Genomic DNA, 6,386 nt, shown 5'->3' with positions numbered 1-6,386 from the left:
CTTTTATGATTCCACTTGTGTCCTTTATTCCAAAGACGATAACAACATTGCTAAAACCCAATGGCAACATGCTTTGTAGTAAGTGCCATCAGTGCATCCTGAATTGCTCCATCGTCCTTGGGCTTTGATTGATACTGGTAGGTGCTGCGGGATATACCTATCAGCTCACACGCCTTACCGTTACTTAACTGTTCTTCTTCTAGCAAATGATGAACAGCTTCCCGTTTCGCTTCAGGCGTTAAAACTTTTTTGCAATCAGGTTTTTCATATCTCGATTCTCAAGACTCAGTTCTGCTACAATCTTTTTGTACTCACTGAGCTCTGCTTCCATCTGCTTCATCTTTACAACCTCACTTACCTCCATGCCGCCATACTTCGCTTTCCAGTTGTAAAATGTCGCTTCACTTATACCCATTTCCCGGGCAATGTCTTTAACAGCAAACCCTGATTCCTGTTTTCTAATAGCAGATACTATCTGCGTTTCGGTAAATCTTCCTTTTTTCATCTGTTTCAAAATTTAAAGTTAACTACCTTTTTTATCAACTTTAACTTCAAACAGTCAACATTTGGGGAGGCTTACAAATAAAATTGGATAAATATTTCATTCCATTATAAGTCAAACAACAAAACCCAAAATTATTTTTTTATATAAAAAATTAAATTTTAAATATCTCAATAATATCAGAATCTATGTTTAATGAATTATTAAAGATTTCATTAAAGTAATTTCGATTCTTTGATTTTGCCAAATCTCTAAATTCATTAGAAACCAAAAATGAATTAATGAAATTAATTACGGATTCTACATAATTTTCTTTATTAAATATAAACTCTTGAAGATTTAGATTTGGAATACAACCAACATTTGTAGATAATGCAATTGAACCATAAAACATAGCTTCCATTAGCACCAAAGGGAATGAATCAAAATGCGATGGAAATAAGAAAATATCAATCTTTTCAAACCATTTAGATTTATCGTGGCCATATAATGGACCGGAGTAAGAAAAATTACTATAACCATCAAATTCTTTAAGCAATTTAAAAATCTTTTTATCATGAACAGGCCCAACAATACTAAAATTGACTCGAGTATCATTTTTGAAAATTCGTACAATTTCAAACAACTCAAAAATACCTTTTTCGATTTGAAGATTTGACAAAAAACCAATCTGAATTTGAGGTCCGCAAGGCTTTAAATGATGGCTAAGAGAATTTTTATTCAAAAATTGAAAATAAAAAAAATTTGAAAGAATATAATCGTTCAAATAAGAATTAGATTTTTTATACAAATTATTAAAATGTATTTGTTGGTGTTCGCACAAGAAAATATTTTTAGTATTTTTATTTTTTTGCATTACCTGCATCAGGCATGATTTTTTATTAATATATTTATATGTATGATGGTGCATTATTCTTAAATTGACAAACTTACTTGAAATAACCCATGGAATGAATTCAAAATACATTCCAGCAGCATGTGAAACAGATAAGTAAAAAATTGTACAGTTTTTTCTTTTGTAATTAGAAACTAAATAATAACAAAGCTTAAAAATTGGTTTTAAACGAAGGACCAATTTTTTAATACTGGCAGGGCTTCCATTTCCCAAATCAAATTTAATTATTTCATAAGAGTTTGTGCTTGCAATATGATGGAAAAATAATCTATTAATTAAGATCATTCCATTTATTGGATCAGAAAACTGCGCTGCAAAAATAATTTTTATTTTATTATCTACTTTCAAGAAAATTAGTTTTAGATATTTTAATAGAAATCAAATATTTATTTAATTGAATAAAAAGAAAAAATATAATTAAACCATAGAAATTAAGTTTTATTAATGACAAGGGATTATAAGCAAACCATCTCGGAGTTGTAGCAAAAAAAAGTAAAGCATAAAAGTTGTGATACTTGTTCATAGAGTTTGCGAAGTAATTAAATAGATAAGAAAGTAAAAAGGATGAAATCAATAATCCCAAAAAACCAAACCAAACATATAAGTAACCAGGAATCAAGCTGCCGCCCAATGTAAAATATTTATCACTCAAAAATTTACTTAAAACAGCATAATCCGGCAAAAAAGAATATGGTACAATTATTGAAAGTAAAAAAGAGAAAAAACTAAGTATTCTCATCTTTAAATCAAGTACACCGACATCTACCAGGGAGAACAATCGATTAGTTGCAGAAAAAATTTCACCTTGATTAGTTATTGAAACATCTTTTTTCTGATAAAATGGACCTAATAGAATTTCATTTAAGGGGGTATAGAATAATTCTAGTGGATTCAGTCTAACTGACTCATATAGTTTAGATAGATAATAAAAAATAAATATAATAAATAATAAAAAAAACCAATTTATTTTATTTTCTAATCTCAAAAATAAAAAAACTAAAAAAACCTGAAATGTTTCAATTCGCCCACCTAATAAAATATTTTTTATACAATAAAATAAAATAGAGAATAAAAGAATGATAAAATAAAATTTATTTTTGGGCATGAATAAGTAAGCGATCAAGAAAAAAAACACATTATACTCAATTATTCCAGTAGCATTTATTTCATTTTCCCCATAACCAATAGAATTATTTGAAGAAAATAAATTTGTACCGTTCTTGGCTAAAATTGTAATTAAAAGAGATATTATTATACAAATGAAAAAAATTAAACTATTTTTTTTGCATTGGCTAAATCTTAAATTAAATGAAGTAAAATTTTTAATATCAAGAAAAAGAAAGAAAATTAGAAAAAAAACTTCATATAAAAATATAGATCGAAACGTATATATTTTCTCATCAAAACTACTTGGATTAAAAATTTGAATATTATCAAATAAATATTCTTTAATCTTCATATAATAAGAGAAAATAAAAAGAAGAAGAACAAACAGCGATTTACTTTGTTTACCATTTTTTATTATTTGAAATAATGAAATGACAAAAACAAAAATGTAAGATACTTTTAAAAAACCAATATTTAAATATAAATTAAAAATATTAAATACATAAAATGTCAAAATCAAGATGAAAAATATAAAAAAATCGTGCCTTTTAAATTTAAATGTTAGCATAATACTATTTAAAAAACAATCAAACTATATTAAAATCCTATCAAACATTTATGGAAGCAAAAAGTGCTTTCATATTTAAAAATAAAAGCTTCAACCTTTTATTTTTCCTTTTGAAAAGAATCAGGTAGGGATTGTAAAATAATGTTTTTAAAATCATCAAAAAATAGAATTTTTTTCTATATTTTCTAAAATTAGATATAGTGTTTCTTACGCCATAATAAAACTTTACATAATTAACTTCATCTTCCAAAATAATTTCTGCATTTTTATTCTTCGTTGTTTTGTGTAAAACTATTGAATCATTTACATAAACACCTAAATATCTATTCTGAGTCATTCTATTTGAATATTCGACATCGTCACCCCAAATTACATAATCTTTGTTTGGGAATCCAAGTTTTGAAATTGCTTTCCTATTGAAAATAATTGAAACAAAAGATGCACTTTCGCACAATAAAACGTTATCTACATTTAAGAAATTAAACGGCAGAGACCCAATTGAAGATCGCATCGCAGGAATATTCATTTGATGAGGGGTTGAATCAATCCAAATCACTTTGCTACATAAAAAGCCTATCTCAAATTCAACATGCTTTTCAATTGGAGGAATTTTATCAATAAGTTTTAATAATGCATCAGATGAAGGTATTGTATCATCATCCATACACCATATCCAATCAAATGCCTCATCATAAGCTTTTTTAATTCCGGTATATTGTCCACCTGCACTTCCACTATTCTCCTGTGTTACGACATCTAAATCGGGTTGTTGTAATAACCATTCCAAAGTGCCATCCGTACTTGAGTTATTAACAACAATAATCTTATCCAAAGGATAAGTTTGCGCTCTTAGTGCCTGTATACATTCTTTCAATAAACTTAACCGATTATATGTTACAACAACTGCAGCAATCTTCATTACTTTGTATTTATTTGTTTTTCAAATATCATTAATGCCCGAGCAATTACCTGATCCATATTATAATATTTATAATCTGCCAACCTACCACAAAATATTACATTACCCAACTTATCAGCTTCTTTTTTGTATAAATTAAATAATTGATGGTTTTCTTCCATAGGAATAGGATAATATTTATCAGTTTCATCATTGGCCAAAATAGAATATTCACGTGTAATGGTTGTTACAGAAGATTGCTGTCCGGTAGCGTGTTTCCATTCAACTATCCTGGTAAAATCATAGTCATTCGGATAATTCACTTGTTGCACCGATTGAAAATATTCTTTGTTATGCGTTTCATGCTCAAATTTTAAACTTCGATAGGGCAGTTTACCAAATTTATAATCAAAGAAACTGTCAATTGGACCAGTATAAATCATTTTATTGAAAGGGATAAAAGTTTGAATATCCTTATAATCAGTATTTAACAATATTGATATGTTAGGATGATTAAGCATATTTTGAAATAGAACAGTGTATCCATCTTTTGGCATACATTGGTAAGTATCTGTAAAATATCTTTCATCTCTATTGGTTCTTGTCGGAATTCTTGCAGTAACACTTGCAGCCAAATCTTTAGGATGAATTTCCCATTGTTTTAATGTATATCCCTTAAAGAATTTATTATAAAGATCCTCGCCCACCTGACTTACAACTACCTCTTCACTATTTTTAGGATTGGAAATAGGTAATTTTACTTTATCGAAATATGCTTGAACCTCTTCGGGTGACTGAAGATTTAATCCATATAAACTATTTAAAGTGTCCATATTAATGGGAATAGGTAACAAACGTCCATCAACGTATGTTTTTACAACATGGAAATGATATCGCCATTTAGTAAATTGAGATAAATAATTAAAAACTCCCTTATCGTTCGTATGAAACCAATGAGGCCCATACTTATGTATTAATATACCGGCTTCATTATAATAATCATAGGCATTGCCTCCTATGTGGTTACGTTTATCAACAACTAAAACCTTCTTGCCTAATTGTGATGCGATCCGTTCCGCTAGAACAGCTCCGGAAAAACCAGCCCCTACAATTAAAAAATCAAACATGGATTAAGTTTTTTAATATCTTAAAATCAAATATCGTTGGAAGAACTTTTTTAATATAAAAAATAGCTGCTCCCGTAATAAAACATTCAGTAAAAAGCCAAGCAAATGCAGCGCCATTTTGATTATAAATAGGTATTACAAATAAGTTTACTACAACACACAAAATTGCTCCCAAGCTGGTTATTTTTAAAAATGCTTTGTCCATTTTAAAATTCAACATACCCTGAATTCCAAAAGCATTACTCAAAGCAATTAAAAAGGGTAAAGCACTCATTATGATTAGTGTTGTTTGTGCAGGTAAAAAAGATTGTCCAAAAAGTATTATGATTATCCATTTAGAAAAAATCAATACTCCCAAACTCATTATTAATCCTATACCGAATGCTATCCAAATAGTCTTCTGCAATAGCTCAATACCAGCCTCTTTATCATGGTGCAGCGTATGTGCTATTTTAGGGTACAAAATATAACTTAATGGCATTAACATCACCGTCATTACAACAGCTATTACTTTTGCTGTTCCGGCAAAATAACCGGTAGCCGTATTATTTGATAAAAATCCTAACAAAACGATATTAGTAGTTGTATAAAAATTAATTACAATCATGGATAGAAATAGGGAGAATCCTTGCTTTAAAATTACCCTTATTTTTAACCAACCTATCCAATACAATTTAATAGTATATTTTTTATATACATATATAAAACTGCTAATACCGAGTAGAATTTGTGCCAGACTTAAAGCTCCATTATAATTAACATAATCGCTAGCATTGTGTACAAATAAAATAACTAATAATGCCATAAGCACTTTAGCCGAGAAATTAAAAATAGTGGCCATCTTTAATTGATTGATTCCCTGAAAAAACCACATGGGGAATAAAACAGCACCAATATTTATTAAATAGCTGACGATGTGTAATTGAGCGTGCTCTTTTAATTTAGGCGTTAGTGCCATAACAATTAAAAATAAAATTGAGCTAATTACAAATAAGAAAGTTTTTACCTGCAAAATTTCATTAAAAATTTGCCCTTGTCGTTTCACGTTACCTGTTGCTTTAGCCACTTCACGGGTGGCGGATAAATCAAACCCATAATTAACAATCAAAGTAAAATACAGAACAAAAGATTGAGAAAAAGATGCTAACCCAAAATATTCGGGTCCCAATCTCCTTACTACATAGGGCATTAATAACAAGGGTACTAAATAGTTTAACCCTTGTATAAAAGAAACCGATAAAAAATCTTTAAAAATATTTTTTTTGAGTAACCTTGTTATAACTGTCAAT

At 28.6% G+C, this 6,386-nt stretch carries 6 protein-coding genes; all 6 read right to left on the bottom strand.

Translation table 11 applies throughout. The features are described 5' to 3' along the window. Positions 1 to 238: 238 nt before the first annotated feature. On the bottom strand, positions 239 to 505 hold the full coding sequence (locus tag LX80_RS12935) for a transposase (protein ID WP_111297076.1): 267 nt from the start codon (positions 503 to 505) through the stop codon (positions 239 to 241). 151 nt (positions 506 to 656) lie between these two features. After that, a complete protein-coding gene (locus tag LX80_RS12930; RefSeq protein ID WP_111297075.1) occupies positions 657 to 1,745 on the bottom strand; it encodes a glycosyltransferase in 1,089 nt (362 codons plus the stop codon). Further along, positions 1,732 to 3,072, bottom strand: a complete 1,341-nt coding sequence (locus LX80_RS12925) for a hypothetical protein (RefSeq protein ID WP_111297074.1) — start codon at positions 3,070 to 3,072, stop codon at positions 1,732 to 1,734. The genes LX80_RS12930 and LX80_RS12925 overlap by 14 nt, the downstream gene beginning before the upstream one ends. 40 nt (positions 3,073 to 3,112) lie before the next feature. After that, positions 3,113 to 3,991 carry a glycosyltransferase family 2 protein gene (locus tag LX80_RS12920; protein WP_111297073.1) on the bottom strand — a complete coding sequence of 293 codons (879 nt, stop codon included), beginning with the start codon at positions 3,989 to 3,991 and terminating at the stop codon, positions 3,113 to 3,115. Beyond that, positions 3,991 to 5,097: a UDP-galactopyranose mutase gene (gene glf, locus LX80_RS12915; protein WP_111297072.1), complete on the bottom strand. Its 1,107-nt coding sequence runs from the start codon at positions 5,095 to 5,097 to the stop codon at positions 3,991 to 3,993. The genes LX80_RS12920 and glf overlap by 1 nt, the downstream gene beginning before the upstream one ends. Continuing rightward, entirely contained in the window at positions 5,090 to 6,385 is a 1,296-nt protein-coding gene (locus LX80_RS12910) for a flippase (RefSeq protein ID WP_111297071.1), read from the bottom strand. The genes glf and LX80_RS12910 overlap by 8 nt, the downstream gene beginning before the upstream one ends. Between the last annotated feature and the right edge of the window lies 1 nt (position 6,386).

Source organism: Hydrotalea sandarakina, assembly GCF_003254115.1.
In the GTDB taxonomy this organism is placed as follows: Bacteria; Bacteroidota; Bacteroidia; order Chitinophagales; family Chitinophagaceae; genus Hydrotalea; species Hydrotalea sandarakina.
Note: the sequence above shows the minus strand (reverse complement) of the source record. Positions and strands in the feature narration are given on the sequence as shown.